We start from the raw sequence: 19,872 nt of genomic DNA on the forward strand, positions 1-19,872 counted from the left end.
ATGACAGCAATTAAAACGTTAGCTTTTGTTGAACCAAGTTTCTACGGCGTTAGTTTTGCGAGAGTCGCTTTTGAACAAGGACATAAAGTCATTTCCATTGTTTCTTCTACGGAAAATCCGCAAAAGTATGGATATGAAGGGATCTACCATGATTTGATTGTCGCAGATATTCGAGATGAAGAGTCACTCTATCAAGCGATTGTTAGCTCCCCCTATGCGAATCAACTGGATGCGTTAATTCCTGCTACGGATTACGCCTCTCACGTAACTGCGAAGGTAGCTGAGCGGATTGGACTTAGAGGAGTACCATACGAAGCAGCTTTAAAGTCGCGAAACAAAGATTTGGCTAGAGAAGCTTATGCTGAACATCAAGTTCCGAGTGCAAAATTCAAAAAAGTGAGAACTTACGAAGATGCATTAGCAGCTGCGGAAGAGATCGGATTTCCTATCGTATTAAAACCGACGAATTGCGCAAGCAGTCAAAATGTTTATTTCATAACTGATGAAAATGAACTGAAGCATGCTATTGATACGATCTTAGCGTTTAAAGTAACTTATATGGACTTTAAAGTCCGCGATGAGTATTTAATTGAAGAGTACTTGGATGGTCCAGAATTTAGTGTCGAATTATTCGTTAAAGAGGGTGAACCGATTTTCTCGGCCGTTACTGAAAAATTGACCTCACCGCTTCCTTATTTTGTTGAAATTCTTCATACATTACCTACTTCAGTGCATGTAGAGCATGAGGATCACATCATTCGTACGGCTGTTGATGCTTTGAGAGCTATTGGGATAGTGAATGGACCAAGTCACGTAGAAGTGAAGCTTACAAATACGGGTCCACGAATTATCGAGGTGAACGGCAGGCCAGGAGGCGACAACATTTCATCGGATTTATTAGTGCAAGCGTTCGGTGTTGATATATTTGAAGCGACCGTTAACTATTATTTAGACAAACCGATCAATATTCAGAAACGGTTTAACCGCGCAGCTTCAATTGCTTATGTGACCGCCGATCGAGAGGGTATTTTTGATGGAATTGAAGGCTTTGCCGATTTAGAACAACATATAAATGTTATCCGAGCACAGCTAACGGCAGTTGAAGGAGATTTGGTCTCAGAAGCAAAAAGCTCGGATGATCGATTGGGATACTTCATTACAGTTGGCAACACCCCTCAAGAAGCGAAAGAACTAGCCCTTGCCCTGAAAGAAACGTTAACGGTCGTGTATCAGCAGCAAACGACAGAGAGTGCAGCGGGGTAGACGTAACACATGATTTGTGTCTGAATAAGCAGGGAACAGGCTCTTAATGAGCCTGTTCCTTCTATAAATAGAATGAAGCTATAATTCCACGAATGATCATATCAAATGACAGCCTTTAAGAGACAAGCTTCAACCCTACGGCTGAACCTAATACCATTGCTATAAAAACAACCCTTTTCCAGTCTTTTGATTCTCCATATAAAAGCATTCCCAATATAGCTCCGCCTGACGCTCCAATCCCCGTCCAAATGGCGTACGTTGTTCCCATAGGCAGTGTTTTCATGGAATAAGCAAGAAATAGGAAGCTTGCTAAAAATCCGATCGTTAATAATACAACGGATTGCCAATTGCGATCCTTATGCAATTTATTTATCATCGCAACACCAAACATTTCAAACAATCCTGCAAATATAAGAGAAATCCAAGCCATTAGGATACAGCTCCTTTCTGATCTTTATCCTTCGTAACTAATTTCAAGCCCATGACTCCAACTAATAAAAGTAAAATCAACAACATCTTGGTCCATTTAAATGGTTCTCCAAAAAATATGATTTCGGAAAAAACAGTTCCTGCCGTACCCATTCCTACAAAAACAGCATATACCGTTCCGACGGGCAGTTTTTTGCCTGCAGCGATCATTAAATAGAAGCTGATAATAATAGAAATAACAGTTCCTGTCCACGTCCAGAAGTCATCCGCGTGTTTTAAGCCAATCACCCAAAAAACCTCGAAAAAAGCGGCAATAAATACTTTAATCCAATTCGAATTCACCAAAATACACCTCCAATTTTATTGTTGCCAAAAAACATAAAAAAAAAGCCCAAGAGTAAACTGTTTAACAGTTTCTCCCAGGCTTTTATCCTTCCGTGACACAGCATCGCTGTGAGTTTTCTCTCGGACCAGACCAACAGTTATGCTGCGGAACCCTAGAAAACATTTCATTTATTCAATTACCTTGTATTATACACATATCCGAATCAATTACAATACTCATAAAATGGAAAATAACAAAAAAAGATCTTCCAGAACATGTAGTACAACCCTTGGAAACCATATATGCTTGATATAAAATAATAGGAAAGCATTAGGAGAAAGGGGAAGCTGAACATGTCGATGCAGATCGAACTGAAACCGAGAAAACCGGGAAGCAATGGCAAGATGCTTGTCTTGCTGATTCATGGTTTGGGCGCTCCTGAAACGTGGGTAAAGCCAGGCAGGGACTGGGCAGAGCTCATCGCATCAGATCCGGACATCACGGATACGGATATTGGTATCGTTACATATGACACCTCTAAGCTCATCAGCAGCATTTTTGGAATCGAAGGAGAGTTTGACGTTTTAGGTCAAAAAATTAGTGTCAGTAAAAAAAGTCCTCTGTCCATAGACCAGCTTGCTATTCAATTAAAGGCTATTTTGGATGGGTATACCTATAGAAAATATGAGAAAATCGTTATCGTTGGCCACAGTATGGGAGGATTAATCGGTAAACGATTCCTACTCAACGAATATTTGCATCGCAAAAAAGGATTAGAACGGATCGGTGGCTTTATTAGCTATGCAACACCTTATAACGGCTCTAAATTCGCTGAATTTCACCATTTAATAAAGCGCTTTCAGAATCATAAGCAAATCGAACAGCTGCGTTCAAACAACGCTTTTTTGGATGATATGAACCGCAGCTTTTTTGATGCTCAAGGAGAACTTAAGAGCTTCTTCACGTCCATATACTGCTTCGGAGACAAGGATACCGTAGTCGAGGAGGGAAGTGCTGTTCCTACTATGGGACATTCAACCAAGTACGCGCTTGCCAGGTCGCTGCCCGGTGATCATGGCACCATTCTAGATCTGCTGCAAGGACATCTCTCAACAAACTACGATATTCTAAAAGGACTATTACTAGACGTACTAGGCACTTTTGATCCTCCACCGTTTGGTATCCATGATAACCGCCCAGAGCCTACAACTTCCTTAGACCAGTCGGACAAGCCAGCAGGATCTGCTAATGTATCTAAGATGCAGGCTCGCTTAAACGATCAATTTGAGATTCACCGACAAGCACTGGATACCATCTTCATACGACGTTTCAAAAATGATGACGAAATAAGAACAAAACTTATTGCTTCTATGAATGATGTTCTTCGCAAGCTGAAGGAGATGGAAGAAAGCAGATTGCAGCTGTTTTTGAAGCTGTACCAATTTGCAAACATTCGTCTTCCTGAAGGAGAAGCCGGTCTGCGCGAGCTATGGGAGCTGCTGGCACTCGTAAATTTGGTATATCCCGATTGGAACTTTATCGATCCTGAGGAATGGGTTCATTTGTCCAATCTTCAGCTGGATTCCGATCGCTGGGTGCGTATGCTCTACTCCCAGGCTAAAGAAACGATGCCTGAGGTCGTCATCGGATTTATGACTAAACTTTATACCAATTCTTTTCAATCTTATATGAAGTCCAGAGACCATTCGGACTTATTCCCATATCGCTTGCTGCTCGAGAATATTAATTCGGAATCACTCGCAAAAGGCAACCCAGAAAACCTATGCGAGCATTGCAACAATGGCCGTAAAGCTGACTTTTCCAAAATATTACTACAATTTGCTCAAGACATGAAGTTAACCATCTTCGAAGGCTTAGAATCCAATTGCTTATCCGGAACGGTCAGTATCAGTTGTTCCTCTTGCTTGCGTCAAGTTAGACATGAAGTGAGTTATGAAGAAATTTGCACGCGACTAAGGAGTGTGATTTGAAAATGGTGCAACAGATATTTGAATTTTTTGACCAACAATCTGACCTTGAGAAGCTAACAAATGTATCAATTAGGCACATAGATGCCCTTTACTTTTCTGCGAAGCAAATTTTTGCAGTCGTTTCCTATGATTCTCCATCATCACTCGAGAACCACTGGGAGCGAGCAGCTTATCAATTTGCTTACCGGGTACAGAATCAGCTGCCCGGCGAACTAGATGATTTGCGTTGGGACATGTATTTAGTCCTCTTTGTAGACGCGCAAGAGATAAGCAATGCTTTGAAAAAGCGCATCGAGTCAAACCGCTTTTTCTTTCGCAAGATTATCATCACGAGCTCTGATTTAAATCGTTTAGCTGAAAAACTGCCTTTAGACTTTCAAACTAAGCTGCCCGAGCACCAGCTCGAGCGCCTTTGGTTTCATGATCGGCATTTTCTCCAGCAATGGCAATCCTGTGTTCAACAATCGACGAATGAACGGTTAAGTAAAGCTTTGTTTCAAGCTGAAGACCAATCTGTGGACAAGCTATTATCATCTTTAAATATTCCAGTGTTAGCAGAGGTGCTCAGCCATGAGGATTAATGCAATCACAATAGAAGCATTCCGCGGGTTTAATGAGAAGCGAAGATTTGAATTTCCCAATACAAGCATTGTCATTTTACATGGCCCAAATGGTTACGGAAAAACCTCTTTTTTTGACGCGATCGAATGGGGATTAACCGGTAGTATTTATCGTTATGAGCAAGACCCCGAACGAAAATTATATCGATACATCGGGAATCATTTTGCCGGGGATAGAGCTCCAAAAGTAATCATCGAGCTAGGAAATTCAGACTTGCAAATCACAGTAACACGTACGGGAATCGCCAATACGAATGTAAGGACAGATAGCGGAGCCCATTTGCTTGAAGTTGAGATTAATGGTGAGAAGGTACCTGACAAGGAGGCAGAAGACGTTTTAAAAGAGAAGCTCGTCCACGCGGAATGGCTCGATAAAGTGGATTTAAACAAAAGCTTGTTTCTTACTCATCTTCTATGTCAAGAACGGATGAATGGCATTCTAAGAGGCATGAAGGAGAAGGATCGCTACAATTCGGTTTCCCGAATTTTCGGCACAGAGCAATTTGCGAGCTATGGAGAACTCGTACATAAAGCAAGGGTGGAGCTGGAAGAAAGAAAACTGGCATTTAGCCAAAAGCGTGGGCAGCTGATTGCAGAGGAAGATACGCTGGAGCACCGCATTCAAGGCATTAAGCTGGAAATCTCGGAATTCTCGCCTGCATCACGAAACAATCAATGGTCAACAGCACTTCATAACTATGAAGATATCTTTCAAAAAACAGCTGTTTCAGAAGATGAAGATCAGGTTATTTCATTGATCAAAGAAGCAGAGGAGCAAATAGAAGCTCTCGTTCAGGAACGAAATCTTTTGGAAAATGATACAATCAGACGGCTCGATCTAGCAAAAGATGCTATGACCTCATTACAGGAAAAGCTTCCGCTTCTAATGCAATGGGAACGAGAAAGTCGCCTTACTCAAACGCTAGATGAACACTTAAATACAATTCAAAAATTGCTCAGGCTCAATGAAGAAGCAGATAGTTTTTTGCAAAACGAACAGATCAAGCTCCAAAACGAACAGCTGAATGAGGATTTACAGCAGCAAACAACGGCAATTCAGCATAAAGCCGATCACTTATTTGAAGCGTTAAATGAAGTGAAAAAATTATGGCTTCAGGCAAACAACCGTAAAAAATTTGATGGGATGAGCGGTAACTTTGCCATGGCTTATCCACGCTTAGAGGAGACTCCTCGACTCGCACTCTATCATTCATTACGAGAGTTAGAGCTGCGGTGTCGTGAACAAACAGATTTGGAAAACGCTTTTTTGGAGGCTGATCGTTTACACAAGCAGCAGTTGGAATTTGTACAGCAGCTTGTGCTTCATGAAAAGAAACATAAAGCTTTTCTAAAGCATGTTCTACAGGTTGCTATTGAACAGCCAGAGCTAGATTGCTGCCCTGCCTGTGGAATAGAAGATGTTGATTCTTTACGCCTGCAAAACTATGTCAGCGCCCAGATGGATGCCATTCATCCCGATTTAGCTAGCGCAGAAAAGAAGAGCCTCGAGCTTGAATTACAACGACAAATCTATCATGACCAGCTGTTTGAAGCAAAAGCGAATGTTAAAGAAAGTCTAATCAATCTTCATGCCACCATGCAGGAATGGAGTGATCTGCATACCCAATTGCTCGATCAAGTGGCAGATTTACAAGCAAAGCACTACGATTTGCACAAAAAAATGCAGTTAATGGACAAGAGCTACAATGATTTCAAAGCATTGGCTGATGAGTTGGATATCCCTATTCAAACGTCAGCTCTGAAAGAGCAGTTACTGACTAAGCTGGATGAAGGTAATAAACAAGTAGATCATTTACGCAAGCAGCTTATTACGATTGCTACATCGTTCTCATCCCTGCCAAGGGAGAGCAAAGAGAGAGAACTTAAGCATCTACAAGATGATGTCGTTGTTTGGCTAGGTAAGCTAACGGCAGAAGGAATTATGGGTGCCAGTGCTCAAACAACGGATTGGAGCGCAGTTGCAGAACAGTTAGACGCAAAGGCTAGCTTGATTGAAGAGTCATTGCTCGAAAATACTCGTAAGCACGGAGCAGCAACACAATTATTAGATGCTTTCCGAGCAAACGCAGATCTCGCACTGCTCGAACAATTACAGCAACAAAAAACTGCCAAGCATAAGGTCATAGAACGAGTGGAAGAAGGTCTTCGAACCATCGAAGACCTGGTTGCCGCTCTAAAGGATGCCGAGCAGGCCGTGCCAGATGCCATTCGCGGCTTGAATGAACGAGTCATGGATCAAATGTTCGATACTATGCGTTCCATCTTTGTCAGAATCAACTCTCATCCCGTGTTCACCGAGATCGATTATGATACGGGGAAAAAATTCAACAGCAATCGCTTATTTCTCAAAGTGATGACGAGAGAAGATGCGGCCCTTGGTCACCAAGAAGCAAATCCCTCGTACATATTTAGCGCAGCCCAGGTGAATGCCACTGCGATTTCATTCTTTTTGGCCATGGCGCTTACGCAATCTTGGTCACCACTGTCCTTTGTCGCTATGGATGACCCTGTGCAAAGCATGGATGACTTGAATGTGGCTGCATTAATTGATCTTATACGTAATTTAGCTGATTCAAAATTGCAAAATCATAAACAATTTATTATCTCAACACATGATTCGACGTTCTATCAGGTCATGAGAAAGAAGTTCAGAATGCTGAATGTAGGCATTATTGAATATGATTCCTATTCAGAAGCAGGACCAACATTTGAGCAGCGAGTAGTAGAAGCTACGGATAAGAAGCCGATTGCCATATTTTCAAAAGCAGACTCATAAAAACTCAATCATAAAAAGTCGATTTCCTGTACGATTAAGGGATCGACTTTTTTATTATAAATGGCCTAAAAATATAATTAATCTAAACATGAGAATAAAAATTTCCAACTTCGTTGTATATAGTGTAAAAGCTTTTACAAAAAAATAAGGAGAATCGCTAATAAAGTCTAATGATAAAAATTTCATCCAACGATTAAAGCGACAAAAAGAAGATGCTTTAGAATATATCGTTGATACCTATTTGCCCTTAATAAAAGGGGTAACTTATAAAGTGCTGTCCCCGCTTGAGAACGAGGGAGTTATTGAAGAATGTATGAACGATATTTTGTTATCCATATGGAACAATTCGAATAAATTCCATGGCGATTCGACTGATTTCAGGAAATGGATTTGTGCTATAGCCAAGTTTAAGGCTATTGATTATTACAGAAAAAATAGTAAAAGAGTAGAATTCACCACTAATGAAATGGAATTGAGCTCCGAAAAATCGGCAGAAGAAGAGTTGATAATGCTGGAGGATAAAACGGAATTAATTCAATTAATCCATTTATTAGAGCCTGTGGATCGGGATATTTTTATAATGAAATTTTTTCTTGGATTAAAAACAGAGGATATTTCAGCGAAACTCGATTTAACGAAAGCGTCCATCGATAATCGCATTTATAGAGGGAAAAAGACACTTTATACCAAAGCGATGCAGCTGAATTGGAAAGGTAGTGTATGATGAAGGATATTTATGAATTATTAAACAATATAGATCTAGGCGACAAACAGTTTGTGGAAATGGAAGTCACTGAATTTGAAAAGACCAAAGTCAAGAAAGCATTAAAGCAATCATTAGCTCAAAATAAAAAAAAACAACGTTGGAAAAAGATTGCTGCTGCTGCAGTCATACTAATCGGTTTAACGGCTGCTACCTTTGGCATTACGTTCCCTGCTTATGCTAGCGAAATCCCCGTTATAAGAAATATATTCAGGTTATTGGATACGGGAAGGGTCGGATTTTATGATGACTATAAGAAATATTCCAGCGAAATTAACATGTCAACGGAGAGCAACGGCATAAAAATCACGATTGAAGATGCGATTTTTGATGGGAAATCGGTTACCTTAACCTATGCATTAGAAAGTAAACAAGACTTGGGTGACGAACCAAAGTTACATGGTTTATTATTTGCAAAAGGAGCAATCGGCGGCAGTCAAAGCTCTGAAATTACAAAAGTGGATGAAAATAGTTATGTAGGTTTAGTTCAAAGCAATATCAATTTTCGTAATCAAACGGAATTGGATCACGTAAATATAAACTGGACTATTGAAAATATAACAAATCAAAATAACGAAGAGAAAATACAAGGTAAATGGAGCTTTGCTCTTTCTTTAGACGCAACGGCGAATCAAACACAGATCATAAATCAAAGTATTGAAAACGAGGGAGTAAAAGTGAACATAGACAACATAACCTTTACCCCCATGAGCTTTATCGTTTATTACAATCAAGTGATTTCGGATGAGACAAGAAATGAATGGGATGCTGTAGATGTGGATATCGAAATTAAAGACGACTTAGGCAATCATTATGTAGGTAAAGGCAATGGAGGAGCAGGTGAGCGAGGCGGCTATAACATGAACTGGAGTAAAACTTTTGAAAAATTAGACCCTAATGCTACTAAGCTTATACTGACATCTCAGATAAACATGTATGAACACACTGCCGAAAATCATGGATCATTAGAAATAACGATAGATGAAGGTTCAAAAGAAATTGTAATGCCTAAAAAATCAGGAAGAGGTAGAGAACAAATTAAATTAGATGATATTGTCATTGAAATAAAGAAATAAATGATATGACATTAAGGCTTATGAGAGGACATGCAATGGTTGCTTCAGATTAAGCCATTAAAAAAGTGAGCAGGATCGTATCCTGCTCTTTTTTGTTGCATATTTAATAAGGAGAAACGATAATTTAATGATATGTGGGAAATAGGATTGATTACATTTATAAATAACAACATTTGATTAAAGGGTAATATTAATCGGAAAAATGTGCTATAATTTAAAGTTGAAATTTCAAAGCTTTAACAACAACAAGAAAAGGTGAAACGAATGATAATGAACGAATGGGAACAACTTTTATGAATAATGAATTGAACCTTTATAAACGTATATTAAATCAACTGCCCGACTTGAATATTAAGCTTGCTGAACCCGTTAAAAATCACGCATATACAAAATTAGGGGGGAATGCAGATGTATTCATTACTCCAAATAAATATGATGAAATAAGCACTGTATATAAAATTGCGAAAGAAGAGAATGTTCCAGTTACCCTCTTGGGACATGGCTCCAATCTTATCGTGAAGGATGGCGGCCTTCGCGGGATTACGATGCATTTAAAAAACTTGAATGAAGTTCGAACCGAAAATAGTACAATTATTGCGCAAGCTGGAGCTTCGATTATAGATGTGTCTAGGCAAGCATTAGAACAGCATCTGTCTGGACTTGAATTTGCATGCGGCATCCCAGGTACGGTCGGTGGTGCATTGTATATGAATGCAGGAGCCTATGGCGGACAAATTTCGGATGTATTAGTCAAAGCTTTAGTAATGAATAAAGCAGGCGAGCTTCTCACATTATCAAGTGAGGATCTGTCATTAAGTTATCGGAAGAGTAATATTTCTGCAAATAAATATGTTGTGCTCGAAGCTGTATTTAATCTTAAACAAGCTGAATATGCCGATATTAAACAAAAAATGGATGAGTTCACTTTTGCGCGAGAAAGTAAACAGCCATTGGAATATCCTTCATGCGGCAGTGTATTCAAACGCCCGCCTGGTTACTTTGCTGGAAAACTGATACAAGACAGCGGTTTGCAAGGGAAACGAATCGGAGGAGCAGAGGTATCCACGAAACATGCAGGTTTCATTGTAAATGTGGATCATGCTACATCTCAGGATTACATTGATTTGATCGAAGTTATTAAGACGACGGTAAAACAAAACTTTGGCATAGATTTAGAAACAGAAGTCATTGTCATTGGTGAAGATAGCCAAAACTAAACAATCGATTAAAGTTCATAGACCCTCCCCATTCAATTGGCGAGGGTCTTTGGATTTTTTACAAAATTTATATTTATATAGCATTTTTGGTTTCTTATATAAAATATATCTATTATGTAATCAATTGACCTCAAGCGGGTGTGGATGCTACAGTTATCTCAGCCTTTAATCCTCACTTAACCCGTAGGGATTATGAGTTTAATACACAACCAAATTGGAGGAAACGATTTTGAAAAAGTTTAATGCATTTGCGTTTGCCCTTGTTTTCTTATTTGTTATTACAGCATGCGCCAATAATGGCAGCAGCAATAAAGGAGAATCAGCCGCGGGGGTTAAAAAAGTTATTGTCGGCACTGGCAATGATTTCGAGCAAGTCGCTTTTCTCGATGATAACGGAAAGTTAACAGGTTACGACGTTGAGGTGATCAGAGAGATAGACAAACGTCTGAAAGAGTATGAATTTGAGTTTCAAACGATGGAATTCTCCAACATTTTATTGAGTCTAGAAACGAAAAAGATCGATATAGCCGCGCATCTATTCGAGAAAAATCCTGAGCGTGAACAAAAGTTTTATTTTAACGAAGAACCTTACGCTTATTGGCGGAACAAAATTATTATTGCAGCAGTAAACAATGAATCGATCAAGTCTTTAGATGATTTGAAAGGAAAAAAAGTGCTGATCGGCCCGACCAGCGCTCAAGCTCAAATCCTTGAAAATTACAATAAGGAGCATGATGGCGCAATAAAAATCGTGTACCAGCAAAACGATGCTAACGATGAAGTTCTTCAAATCACTAACGGACGGGTTGACGCAACAATAAGCGCAGACTTCCTTCTTCCGATTAAAGATCCGCAAGGCAAGCTCAAAGCAGTAGGAGATGCGCTTAATGAGGGGCATATCCAGTATGTACTCCGTAAAGACGACCCCGAGTCAAAGAAACTTGCCGACGCTGTGGATCAAACGATAAAAGAAATGAAAGCGGATGGAACCCTCGCAAAGCTTAGCACGGATTGGCTTGGTCAGGACTTTTCAAAATAAAGGCTTAACACTTTAAATGTGGAGGTGATTATTCACAATGGGAATTGCAGTGATTTATGGAAGCTCCCGCAAAAATGGAAACTCGGATCAACTAGCGAATTTATTAGTTGACGGATTTGAAGCAGATAAAATTCACTTATCTGACTATAATATCAAGCCTATTGTCGATTACCGGCATTCTGAGAAAGAGCCTTACCCAAATGATGATTACCATCATCTGATCGAACGCGTAAAGGCACAAGATGTATTGGTGTTCGCGATGCCTATCTACTGGTATGGCGCATCAGGCCTTACGAAGACATTCATTGACAGATGGTCTCAATCATTAAGAGAGAATAAGACCGAGTTTCTATCTAGTTTTGCGTCAAAAACAGCCTGGGTCATCGGTATAGGAGATGACGAGCCCCATCTGAAAGGAATTCCGCTTGTTCAGCAATTTCAATATATTTTCGACTATACGGGCACAAATTTTGCAGGTTACATCCTTGGGAGAGGCAACAAGCCTGGCGATATTTTGCAAGATACCATTGCTTTGGCCACTGTGGAGGAAATCCGGAAAAAGTGGCATACTTAATCAAAATGTAAATTTAGAGGAATTCACACGTTGTAACAACATCTGAATTCATTTTATAATGTAAAGAGGCAGGGAGGTGATAGGAATGGCAAATCAAATTGCCGGGAAAAGTAACTGCTCATGCAAAGCCTAATATTAGGGCGATACTTTGCGTGGGGCCGGACTGAAATATTTTCGCCCAATGGAGCTCATATCGTTTCTAATAAAAGCTTTGCACCTTATATTTTTTTTCATTAAAAATAAGGGGCTGAACAGCTATGAATAAACCATTTATTAGAAACCATCAATATAATTTGATTAAGAAACAAGCACATCTGCTTCAAACTGCGTGTAACACGGTATCCGATCCGAAAGTAGTTGAAGCGGTTAGGTATAGTACGCAAACAAAGATTTCCGAAGCATTCCCGGACGCAACTGATCTTCAAAAGCATGAGTTAGAGAAGCTTGCAACGTTAAATAGGACGGAAGAAATTCAATCCTATTTGCAATCGCTGCAGCCATTGATGTCGGAATTCACTCAAGTAACGGCAGCTCAAATAAAAAAGCTGTTCCCAAAAGTCAAAAAGCTAAAGGTACCCGATTTAGATGATATTGACTACCGTTATGTTACGTATATGGGTTGGACCGATATCGCATCTAATAAGCTGTTTCTTATTTACCGTCAAGACGGACAGCTTATCGGCATTGAAGGAAAGTTTACGCCAACAAATAAGAAAAGCAACTGTTTTTTGTGCAATAGACATGAAGAGGTTGCGTTATTCACGGCCATTACGAAATCAAGGCCTGCTAATGCTTCACCTGATTACTACAAGGCGATTGGAAATTATATGTGCGTTAACAGCAAAGCCTGCAACGCAAATATAACGGATGTCACCGTTTTAGAGAAATTCTTCAGCAACTTTATTGGAAAACATGAATCATAAAATGAAAAGAAGCATCAGAAATTCTGATGCTTCTTTTTTTGTTGTGATTTGCTTCTTCCAGTATCACTGATTGCAGTCTACACAAGTTCTTCAAAAGTGTTGGTTACAATGAGGATAAGGAATAGTGGATAGGAGGACAAAAGAACAAATTTGAAAAATAGAAATGAAAAAAGTTTCCAAAATACCCATTGGGGGTATAATGCAAATAACATACTGAACGAATAAACAGAGGAGTGTAATATAAAATGAAAAAACAATTGGTTTTACTTAGTGTTGCTGCGGTAATCGCTTTAAGTGGATGCGGTAAAAACGAAAATGCTGAGAACGCGATGACCAGCAATCAAGGTGAAGACCACTCGCAAATGAATCACTCCAATAGCAGTCAGCTTCCAAAAGGGTTAAAAGAAGCTACGAATCCAACCTACAAGGTGGGGAGTGAAGCGATTATAAAAGCAGACCACATGGCAGGAATGAATGGAGCTACAGCAACAATTGTGGGCGCCTATACGACTACTGCCTACGCCGTATCTTATACCCCAACAACAGGCGGCGAAAAAGTGACCAATCATAAGTGGGTTATTCAAGAAGAAATTAAAGATGCAGGCGACAAACCCTATGAGCCAGGTACAAAAGTAATCCTTCAAGCAGACCATATGGCGGGTATGAACGGCGCAACCGCAACAATTGATTCCGCAGAGCAAACGACGGTTTATATGTTTGATTACGTTCCAACCACTGGGGGACAAAAAATGAAAAACCATAAATGGGTAACGGAAAGCGAGCTTTCACCGAAGTGACCAACCGTTTCTGACCAAACGACGATTCTATCTCAATAGTAGAGAGAATCGTCTTTTTTTATACAGGAAAACGAAACTTTTTTACAAATAATGGCGTCTAATCCTTGTAAATAAAACAATGAGGTGATGGTTTGCAAGGATTAAAAACGCGTTTGCTTATTTTATTCATTGTAGGTGCTGTTTCATTATCTATGACACCAGCATCCGTAAATGCGGCGCAGTTACCTGTTCTAGATGGCATTATCAGCATTGATGGAAATCATGCATTGGATAAAAAAGGTGTGCTCTGGTCATGGAATGAAAAAACATTTGAAGCCGTTCCCGTCTTGGATCAAGTAAAGAAAATCTCGGAAAGCAATGCCGCCATAAGAACGGACGGCAGTGTGTGGACTTGGGGGAGAAAACCTGGAACGACGTCAGGCCTGTCTAATGTTCAACCCTCACAGGTGGAAGGTTTGGACAAAGTCAATGATATTTCAGGCAATTATGCATTAAAAGCAGATGGTACCGTATGGTCACTCGGTGGATTATGTGAATTTCAGATTCAAAATGATACATGCAGAGAAGGCAGTAGTAAGGAAGATCAGCTTCGACCCGGCCGTATTGGCGAGTTTGAGAATATTGCTGCAATTGAAGGAAACGGTTATTTTCCGATTGCACTTGCAAAAGATGGGACAGTGTGGATTTGGGGGTACGATAAATATGGCGATCCCTTTCTACCTATTCCAGTGCTTGATAAAAGCAGCATGAAAACAGACAATTCTAATGGTATCACTTCTATTTCTAATGGAACACTCGTAACTTCTTCTTGGAATGTTTATATTATGAATCGATATTCTCTTTATGGGCTGACCGAGCCTAGCTTCAATCTGGCCAAACTCGCGCCAAACGTTTCAGCTGTATCAGGCTTTGTCGATGGGATGGGAGATTTTCACGCCTTTTCATTTGTACTTACGAAGGATGGCAAAGTATCGTACTGGATTTGGCCTGTACAAGATAAGAAGCTGTATCCTGTGAAAGGACTAGATCAAGTCAAGATGGTCAGCGCAATTGGCGAAGGAGCAGGTACAGCTTTGCATAAGGATGGAACGGTTTCTTCTTGGGGCAAGTTGAGTCAGTATTACGGTGACGATAAATACAAATACAACTATAAGATCATACCTAAAAAAGTGGTTAAAGGCATCGGCATACGCTTAAATAATAAATACCACTTAATGGACGCACAAGCAGCTTTTATAAATGGATCCATTTTCGTGCCCGTAAGGGGACTTATTGAATCTCTCGGGGGTACGGTCAACTACTCAAATGACTTCGTAACGGTAAAATACGGTTCTCATTCAATCACAATGGAAGTGTGGAAGAACCAGGCAACGGTTGATGGCAATGTTGTAAAGTTAACCGCCCCTGTTCAAATCGTTAGAGGCAGTACGATGATTCCGCTGCGATTCGTTGCACAAGCACTGGGTGCAAATGTCGTATGGGATGGAAAAAATCAGGAAATACATTTGACATTAAAGTGAGCCGCAAATAAGTTTCAAAATAAGAAAATGAACATAACCAGTTTAAACACATCCCATGTGTTGAGCTGGTTTTTTGTTATAGAGGAAAGAAGCTTAGATTTGTCTTATTATCATTGAATCGCATACGATTTCCGTAATATTACATCTTATAGCTCGGTCAATTATGTCTTTATAATGTAAGGGTGTGACAACGAGAGGAGGGATGTCTATCATTCTATAATGAACTAGGAAAGTGAACGGAAGGCTATACGGAAATCGCATAAAAGTGAAACAATCTTTTTTGTAAACGCTGCCATTCGTACGTTTTCGGTAGATCGCACATTTTCTTGCACCCCCACATTATTGAGGAGGAATATAATGCGCAATAAGTATGTTGCATGGTCGCTCATCGTTACCATGCTATTCTCGACCTTGCTCCTATCTACTGGACCGTTTACTCCCGTTTCTGCTGCAGGTGGATCAAATCTGTCAATCGGCAAAGATGTTACAGCAAGCGGCCAATCTCAAACCTATAGTCCAAGCAATGTGAAAGACAGCAACCAAGGAACGTATTGGGAAAGTGCAAATAACGCATTTCCACAATGGATCCAAGTCGATCTCGGCTCCAATACTAGCATCGACCAGATCGTATTAAAGCTGCCTGCAGGGTGGGAAACTCGGACGCAATCGCTTGCGGTTCAAGGCAGTGTTAATGGAACAACGTTTACGAATATTGCACCTTCTACTGGTTATGTATTTAATCCGGCGGTTGCAAGCAATTCGGTCACAATTAACTTCGCTTCAACGAACACACGTTATGTTCGCTTGAATTTTACAGGCAATACGGGCTGGCCAGCGGCACAGTTATCCGAATTCGAAATTTATGGCACTGCGCTGACACCGTCACCTACTCCTACGTCAACGCCTACAGGCACCTATCAGGCTGAGTCTGCTGCATTGTCCGGCGGAGCGAGCGTAAATACGGATCATACCGGTTATGCCGGCACTGGATTTGTTGACGGCTACTTAGCACAAGGTGCAACAACAACGTTTACGGTCAATGCAGCCGCTGCAGGCAGCCGCAACGTGACACTCAAGTACGCCAATGCTAGCGGAAGCACAAAAACGATAAGCATCTACGTAAACGGAACAAAAATCCGCCAAACCTCACTTCCTAACCTTGCATACTGGGATACATGGGGAACAAAAGCAGAAGTTCTCACTTTAAATGCAGGCTCCAATACGATTGCTTATAAATACGATGCAGGTGATTCCGGCAATGTCAATCTTGACCAAATCACGGTTGATTCAACGATCATTACACCTACACCTTCTCCTACAGCAACGGCAACTCCTACTCCAACAGCGACACCAACAGCAACGCCAACTCCTACACCAACTGTGACACCAACTCCAACAGCAACGCCTACGACTCCTCCAGGTGGAAACATCGCAATTGGCAAAGCTATTAGCGCATCATCCAGCACACAAACGTTTATCGCAGCGAATGCAAACGATAATAACACCGCCACTTATTGGGAAGGCGGCAGCGCTTCGAGCACCTTAACTCTCGATCTTGGGGCGAATCATGACATTACATCCATCGTTCTGAAGCTGAATCCCTCTACAGAATGGGGCACTCGTACACAAACGATTCAAGTACTTGGCCATAACCAAAACACAACAACCTTCAGCAGCTTAGTGTCGGCGCAAGCTTATACGTTTAATCCAGCTTCGGGCAATACGGTAACGATTCCGATTACCTCGACGGTTAAACGTCTGCAGTTGAATATTACGACGAACTCCGGCGCACCTGGCGGTCAAATCGCTGAGTTTCAAGTATACGGAACGCCTGCTCCAAACCCTGATTTAACGATTACAGGCATGTCATGGGCACCTGTCTCACCAATAGAGACAAATGAAATTACACTGAACGCAACAGTTAAAAATATCGGCAACGCCAGTGCCCCGGCGACTACAGTCAACTTCTACCTTAACAACACGCTTGCAGGCTCTGCTCCAGCAGCCGCACTAGCTGCCGGTGCTTCAGTAACGGTACCATTTAATGTTGGTGCCAAAACCGCAGCCACCTACTCGGTAAGCTCGAAGGTAGATGAGAACAATGCAATTATTGAGCAAAATGATGCCAACAACAGCTATACGAATCCATCATCACTTATTGTCGCTCCTGTTGCCAGTTCCGATTTAATTGGAGCTGTATCCTGGACACCAAGTAATCCAGTTGCCAGCAATACAGTCGCTTTTAACGTTCTCCTTAACAATCAAGGAAACATTTCTTCAGCAAGCGGCACACATGGCGTAACCGTTATTCTTAAAAATTCTGCCGGCTCTACCATTCAGACCTATAACGGGTCATACAGCGGTACATTAGCAGCTGGCGCATCTGCAAATGTCAGTATTCCTGGGACATGGACAGCAGTAACAAGCAACTATACCGTAACCACGATTGTTGCTGTAGATGCAAATGAATTAGCAATTAAGCAAACAAATAACACGAGTTCAACAAGTCTAGTCGTATATTCTGCTCGAGGTGCTAGCATGCCTTACAACAGGTACGATACGCAGGATGCGACTCGAGGTGGAGGAGCAACTTTACAATCTGCACCGACATTCGATCAGGCGCTAATTGCATCCGAGGCATCTGGTCAGAGCTACGTGTCACTTCCAACGAATGGCTCATATCTTCAGTGGAACGTAAGGCAAGGGGAGGGCGGAGCAGGCGTTACGATGAGATTTACGATGCCTGACTCGTCTGATGGCATGGGACTCAGCGGATCACTTGATGTTTACGTCAATGGAGTCAAAGCCAAGACTATCCCGCTCACTTCCTACTACAACTGGCAGTATTTCGCGAGTGATCAACCAGCCGATACACCATCCGGAGGACGTCCGCTCTTCCGATTTGATGAGGTGCACTGGAAACTGGATACAGCCCTTCAACCTGGCGATACCATACGTATCCAAAAAAGCAATGCTGACAATCTCGAATATGGCGTAGACTTCCTTGAAATCGAGCAGGTTCCTGCTGCGATTGCACGCCCGGCCAACTCAGTTTCTGTAACAGATTTTGGCGCTGTTGCAAACGATGGCCTCGATGATCTTGCGGCCTTCGAAGCTGCTGTAACATCAGCGGTTTCTACAGGGAAAATCATGTATATACCGGAAGGAACCTTCCATCTCGGAAACATGTGGAAGGTCGGTTCTGTCAGTAACATGATTAATGATATTACGATCATGGGTGCAGGCATCTGGCATACGAACATCCAGTTTACGAACCCAAATGTAGCATCGGGCGGCATTTCATTCCGTGTCGAAGGCAAACTTGATTTTAGCAATATCTATATGAATTCCAAGCTGCGGTCGCGCTATCACGAGGGTGCTATTTACAAGGGCTTTATGGACAATTTCGGAAAAAATTCTAAGGTGCACAATGTATGGGTTGAGCACTTTGAATGCGGTTTTTGGGTAGGGGATTATGCACATACACCAGCAATTTATGCGGATGGGCTTGTGATTGAAAATAGCCGGATCCGAAATAATCTTGCTGACGGTGTCAACTTCGCCCAAGGAACGAGCAATTCGACTGTTCGCAACAGCAGCGTACGAAATAACGGTGATGATGGTCTTGCCGTATGGACGAGTAATGTGAATGGTGCCCGCGCGGGTGTCAACAATACCTTCTCGTTTAATACGATTGAGAATAACTGGCGTGCGGCTGCTATTGCATTTTTCGGCGGGGGTGGACATAAGGCTACTAACAACTTGATCATCGACACTGTCGGCGGATCTGGCATTCGAATGAACACTGTATTCCCAGGCTACCATTTCCAGAACAATACCGGCATTTTGTTCTCGGATACAACGATTATAAACAGCGGAACTAGTAAAGACCTCTACAATGGCGAACGCGGAGCTATCGATTTGGAGGCATCTAACGATTCCATCAAAAACGTGACGTTTACCAACATCGATATTATCAATACGCAGCGCAGTGCTATCCAGTTTGGATATGGCGGCGGCTTTGAAAATATCGTGTTCAACAATATCAATATTAATGGTACGGGACGTGATGGAATCCTTACATCGCGGTTCACATCACCGCATCCAGGTGCGGCAATTTACACCTATACGGGGAATGGCTCAGCAACGTTCAACAACTTGACGACTAGCAATATCGCTCATCCCAACACGAATTACATCCAGAATGGATTTGGTTTGATCATTCAGTAACAGATTGATCATTCAGTAAGATCGAGAGATGTCTGAGTGGGGGAGTTCTTCGGAACTCCTCCACTTTTTTTATGTTTATCAAAGATATAAAACGAAAATGGAGAATCTCAAAATACATATTAAATATATACGATTTTAGAAAATGAATGAGAAAAACGAACAATTATATGAGCAATTAGTTGATAACGCCGTTAATTAGATAACACAAAGCGTTTAGTTAACCAAAATGTTCATGATTTAAATAAAAATAATCGGAATAATCCAAGCATTCTATGCATTAAATGAATTACCGTTCATATTTTATATAT

The 19,872-nt window shown here is 41.2% G+C and carries 15 protein-coding genes and 1 riboswitch; of the genes, 13 read left to right on the plus strand and 2 right to left on the minus strand.

Translation table 11 applies throughout. The annotated features are described in order from the left end of the window. Entirely contained in the window at positions 1-1,263 is a 1,263-nt protein-coding gene (locus BK120_RS03190) for an ATP-grasp domain-containing protein (RefSeq protein ID WP_076265991.1), read from the plus strand. 115 nt (positions 1,264-1,378) lie between these two features. Here BK120_RS03190 and BK120_RS03195 read toward each other — a convergent pair whose 3' ends face one another. Beyond that, positions 1,379-1,693 carry a DMT family transporter gene (locus BK120_RS03195; RefSeq protein ID WP_076265992.1) on the minus strand — a complete coding sequence of 105 codons (315 nt, stop codon included), beginning with the start codon at positions 1,691-1,693 and terminating at the stop codon, positions 1,379-1,381. Further along, positions 1,693-2,034 carry a DMT family transporter gene (locus BK120_RS03200; protein ID WP_076265993.1) on the minus strand — a complete coding sequence of 114 codons (342 nt, stop codon included), beginning with the start codon at positions 2,032-2,034 and terminating at the stop codon, positions 1,693-1,695. The genes BK120_RS03195 and BK120_RS03200 overlap by 1 nt, the downstream gene beginning before the upstream one ends. A 72-nt stretch (positions 2,035-2,106) precedes the next feature. Further along, a riboswitch (guanidine-I (ykkC/yxkD leader) is annotated at positions 2,107-2,204 on the minus strand. Positions 2,205-2,370: 166 nt separating this feature from the next. Between BK120_RS03200 and BK120_RS03205 the strand changes: the two genes are divergently transcribed. The 12 genes from BK120_RS03205 to BK120_RS03260 all read left to right on the plus strand — a co-directional run bounded on the left by BK120_RS03205 (position 2,371) and on the right by BK120_RS03260 (position 19,564). Further along, positions 2,371-4,008, plus strand: coding sequence for an ABC-three component system protein (locus tag BK120_RS03205; RefSeq protein WP_076265994.1), 1,638 nt, complete (start codon positions 2,371-2,373; stop codon positions 4,006-4,008). Positions 4,009-4,010: 2 nt separating this feature from the next. Continuing rightward, a complete protein-coding gene (locus BK120_RS03210) occupies positions 4,011-4,589 on the plus strand; it encodes an ABC-three component system middle component 1 (RefSeq protein WP_076265995.1) in 579 nt (192 codons plus the stop codon). Beyond that, a complete protein-coding gene (locus BK120_RS03215) occupies positions 4,579-7,425 on the plus strand; it encodes an AAA family ATPase (protein ID WP_076265996.1) in 2,847 nt (948 codons plus the stop codon). Before BK120_RS03210 ends, BK120_RS03215 begins: the two co-directional genes overlap by 11 nt. Before the next feature lie 160 nt (positions 7,426-7,585). After that, positions 7,586-8,149: a sigma-70 family RNA polymerase sigma factor gene (locus BK120_RS03220; RefSeq protein ID WP_076265997.1), complete on the plus strand. Its 564-nt coding sequence runs from the start codon at positions 7,586-7,588 to the stop codon at positions 8,147-8,149. Next, complete coding sequence (locus tag BK120_RS03225; protein WP_076266135.1) at positions 8,149-9,264, plus strand: DUF4179 domain-containing protein; 1,116 nt, start codon at positions 8,149-8,151, stop codon at positions 9,262-9,264. Before BK120_RS03220 ends, BK120_RS03225 begins: the two co-directional genes overlap by 1 nt. A gap of 293 nt (positions 9,265-9,557) precedes the next feature. After that, entirely contained in the window at positions 9,558-10,481 is a 924-nt protein-coding gene (gene murB / locus BK120_RS03230; protein ID WP_076266136.1) for a UDP-N-acetylmuramate dehydrogenase, read from the plus strand. Positions 10,482-10,710: 229 nt separating this feature from the next. Further along, a complete protein-coding gene (locus BK120_RS03235) occupies positions 10,711-11,520 on the plus strand; it encodes a transporter substrate-binding domain-containing protein (protein WP_076265998.1) in 810 nt (269 codons plus the stop codon). A gap of 37 nt (positions 11,521-11,557) precedes the next feature. Beyond that, positions 11,558-12,094 carry a flavodoxin family protein gene (locus BK120_RS03240; protein ID WP_076265999.1) on the plus strand — a complete coding sequence of 179 codons (537 nt, stop codon included), beginning with the start codon at positions 11,558-11,560 and terminating at the stop codon, positions 12,092-12,094. Between the two features lie 257 nt (positions 12,095-12,351). Next, entirely contained in the window at positions 12,352-13,017 is a 666-nt protein-coding gene (locus tag BK120_RS03245) for a FusB/FusC family EF-G-binding protein (RefSeq protein WP_076266000.1), read from the plus strand. A 245-nt stretch (positions 13,018-13,262) separates the two neighbouring features. After that, positions 13,263-13,814 carry a YdhK family protein gene (locus BK120_RS03250; RefSeq protein ID WP_076266001.1) on the plus strand — a complete coding sequence of 184 codons (552 nt, stop codon included), beginning with the start codon at positions 13,263-13,265 and terminating at the stop codon, positions 13,812-13,814. 131 nt (positions 13,815-13,945) lie between these two features. Next, on the plus strand, positions 13,946-15,334 hold the full coding sequence (locus BK120_RS03255) for a stalk domain-containing protein (protein ID WP_076266002.1): 1,389 nt from the start codon (positions 13,946-13,948) through the stop codon (positions 15,332-15,334). A gap of 357 nt (positions 15,335-15,691) precedes the next feature. Further along, the gene (locus BK120_RS03260; RefSeq protein WP_076266003.1) at positions 15,692-19,564 is read left to right on the plus strand and encodes a discoidin domain-containing protein; all 3,873 of its coding nucleotides are present in this window, start codon (positions 15,692-15,694) and stop codon (positions 19,562-19,564) included. The last annotated feature ends 308 nt before the right edge of the window (positions 19,565-19,872 follow it).

The sequence above is a fragment of the Paenibacillus sp. FSL A5-0031 genome, from assembly GCF_001956295.1.
Lineage (GTDB): Bacteria > Bacillota > Bacilli > Paenibacillales > Paenibacillaceae > Pristimantibacillus.

Coding starts and splice junctions, on each gene's coding strand:
- BK120_RS03205 (WP_076265994.1), top strand. CDS start 2,371: ATGTCGATGCAGATCGAACTGAAACCGAGAAAACCGGGAAGCAATGGC.
- BK120_RS03225 (WP_076266135.1), top strand. CDS start 8,149: ATGAAGGATATTTATGAATTATTAAACAATATAGATCTAGGCGACAAA.
- murB (WP_076266136.1), top strand. CDS start 9,558: ATGAATAATGAATTGAACCTTTATAAACGTATATTAAATCAACTGCCC.
- BK120_RS03195 (WP_076265992.1), bottom strand. CDS start 1,693: ATGGCTTGGATTTCTCTTATATTTGCAGGATTGTTTGAAATGTTTGGT.
- BK120_RS03190 (WP_076265991.1), top strand. CDS start 1: ATGACAGCAATTAAAACGTTAGCTTTTGTTGAACCAAGTTTCTACGGC.
- BK120_RS03250 (WP_076266001.1), top strand. CDS start 13,263: ATGAAAAAACAATTGGTTTTACTTAGTGTTGCTGCGGTAATCGCTTTA.
- BK120_RS03210 (WP_076265995.1), top strand. CDS start 4,011: ATGGTGCAACAGATATTTGAATTTTTTGACCAACAATCTGACCTTGAG.
- BK120_RS03260 (WP_076266003.1), top strand. CDS start 15,692: ATGCGCAATAAGTATGTTGCATGGTCGCTCATCGTTACCATGCTATTC.
- BK120_RS03215 (WP_076265996.1), top strand. CDS start 4,579: ATGAGGATTAATGCAATCACAATAGAAGCATTCCGCGGGTTTAATGAG.
- BK120_RS03245 (WP_076266000.1), top strand. CDS start 12,352: ATGAATAAACCATTTATTAGAAACCATCAATATAATTTGATTAAGAAA.
- BK120_RS03240 (WP_076265999.1), top strand. CDS start 11,558: ATGGGAATTGCAGTGATTTATGGAAGCTCCCGCAAAAATGGAAACTCG.